General features: G+C 52.4%; 1 tRNA gene and 1 rRNA gene. Both read left to right on the forward strand.

What is annotated here, in order from left to right:
- Positions 1-54: 54 nt before the first annotated feature.
- Positions 55-130, forward strand: a tRNA-Ala gene (locus HZI36_RS26645).
- A gap of 277 nt (positions 131-407) precedes the next feature.
- Positions 408-2,647 (forward strand): 23S ribosomal RNA (locus HZI36_RS26650); the annotation flags it as partial.

A 2,647-nucleotide genomic window follows, 5' to 3' on the forward strand; every position in this document is an offset into this window, starting at 1 on the left:
AATCCAACCAGACCCACCATTGTCTGGCGGTTACCCTGGGGTGTCTCTGTACATGGGGGCATAGCTCAGCTGGGAGAGCACCTGCTTTGCAAGCAGGGGGTCGTCGGTTCGATCCCGTCTGCCTCCACCAATCCTCAATGCAAAACACTCGAGTGAGTGTTTTGCATTGGCGATTGAGCCAGTCAGAGTGATATCAGATGATATCGGCTGTCGTTCTTTAACAATCTGGAAGAAGTAAGTAATTTGGATAGCGGAAGCGTCTTGAGATGGACGTGGAAGTTATCCGGGTTGTGATTGTATCGATGTATCTCAAGATGATTCGAACTTATGTTCGGCTCAATTGGAATACGGCACAACGCGAGAACTCAAACCTGTAGCAGTCGTGTCGAGAGACAGACTTGTTATAGGGTCAAGCGAACAAGTGCATGTGGTGGATGCCTTGGCGATCACAGGCGATGAAGGACGCGGTAGCCTGCGAAAAGCCCCGGGGAGCTGGCAAACAAGCTTTGATCCGGGGATGTCCGAATGGGGAAACCCACTCCTTCTGGAGTATCCATAGCTGAATACATAGGCTATGAGAAGCGAACGCGGTGAACTGAAACATCTAAGTAACCGCAGGAAAAGAAATCAACCGAGATTCCCAAAGTAGTGGCGAGCGAAATGGGAAGAGCCTGTACTCTTTATTTGTATTGTTAGCCGAACGCTCTGGAAAGTGCGGCCATAGCGGGTGATAGCCCCGTAGGCGAAAACAGTATGAAGGAACTAGGTGTACGACAAGTAGGGCGGGACACGTGAAATCCTGTCTGAAGATGGGGGGACCATCCTCCAAGGCTAAATACTCGTGATCGACCGATAGTGAACCAGTACCGTGAGGGAAAGGTGAAAAGAACCCCGGGAGGGGAGTGAAATAGATCCTGAAACCGCATGCATACAAACAGTCGGAGCCTCGNGAAGCGAACGCGGTGAACTGAAACATCTAAGTAACCGCAGGAAAAGAAATCAACCGAGATTCCCAAAGTAGTGGCGAGCGAAATGGGAAGAGCCTGTACTCTTTATTTGTATTGTTAGCCGAACGCTCTGGAAAGTGCGGCCGTAGCGGGTGATAGCCCCGTAGGCGAAAACAGTATGAAAGAACTAGGTGTACGACAAGTAGGGCGGGACACGTGAAATCCTGTCTGAAGATGGGGGGACCATCCTCCAAGGCTAAATACTCGTGATCGACCGATAGTGAACCAGTACCGTGAGGGAAAGGTGAAAAGAACCCCGGGAGGGGAGTGAAATAGATCCTGAAACCGCATGCATACAAACAGTCGGAGCCTCGNAAGGGGTGACGGCGTACCTTTTGTATAATGGGTCAGCGACTTACGTTCAGTAGCAAGCTTAACCGAATAGGGCAGGCGTAGCGAAAGCGAGTCCGAATAGGGCGTTCAGTTGCTGGGCGTAGACCCGAAACCAAGTGATCTATCCATGGCCAGGATGAAGGTGCGGTAACACGTACTGGAGGTCCGAACCCACTAACGTTGAAAAGTTAGGGGATGAGCTGTGGATAGGGGTGAAAGGCTAAACAAACTTGGAAATAGCTGGTTCTCTCCGAAAACTATTTAGGTAGTGCCTCGTGTCTCACCTTCGGGGGTAGAGCACTGTCATGGTTGGGGGGTCTATTGCAGATTACCCCGCCATAGCAAACTCCGAATACCGAAGAGTGCAATCACGGGAGACAGACATCGGGTGCTAACGTCCGGTGTCAAGAGGGAAACAACCCAGACCGCCAGCTAAGGTCCCCAAATATGGCTAAGTGGGAAACGAAGTGGGAAGGCTAAAACAGTCAGGAGGTTGGCTTAGAAGCAGCCACCCTTTAAAGAAAGCGTAATAGCTCACTGATCGAGTCGTCCTGCGCGGAAGATGTAACGGGGCTAAGCCATATACCGAAGCTGCGGATGCACAGTAATGTGCATGGTAGGAGAGCGTTCCGTAAGCCTGCGAAGGTGCGTTGAAAAGCGTGCTGGAGGTATCGGAAGTGCGAATGCTGACATGAGTAGCGATAAAGGGGGTGAAAGGCCCCCTCGCCGTAAGCCCAAGGTTTCCTACGCAACGTTCATCGGCGTAGGGTGAGTCGGCCCCTAAGGCGAGGCAGAAATNAAGTGGGAAACGAAGTGGGAAGGCTAAAACAGTCAGGAGGTTGGCTTAGAAGCAGCCACCCTTTAAAGAAAGCGTAATAGCTCACTGATCGAGTCGTCCTGCGCGGAAGATGTAACGGGGCTAAGCCATATACCGAAGCTGCGGATGCGCACGTAAGTGCGCATGGTAGGAGAGCGTTCCGTAAGCCTGCGAAGGTGCGTTGAAAAGCGTGCTGGAGGTATCGGAAGTGCGAATGCTGACATGAGTAGCGATAAAGGGGGTGAAAGGCCCCCTCGCCGTAAGCCCAAGGTTTCCTACGCAACGTTCATCGGCGTAGGGTGAGTCGGCCCCTAAGGCGAGGCAGAAATGCGTAGCTGATGGGAAGCAGGTCAATATTCCTGCACCATTGTTAGATGCGATGGGGGGACGGATCGCGGAAGGTTGTCCGGGTGTTGGAAGTCCCGGTCGCTGCATTGGAGAAGGCGCTTAGGCAAATCCGGGCGCGGAATTCAAGGGTGTGGCGCGAGCT

Origin of the sequence: Burkholderia guangdongensis (assembly GCF_013403875.1) — a bacterium.
Classification (GTDB): domain Bacteria; phylum Pseudomonadota; class Gammaproteobacteria; order Burkholderiales; family Burkholderiaceae; genus Burkholderia; species Burkholderia guangdongensis.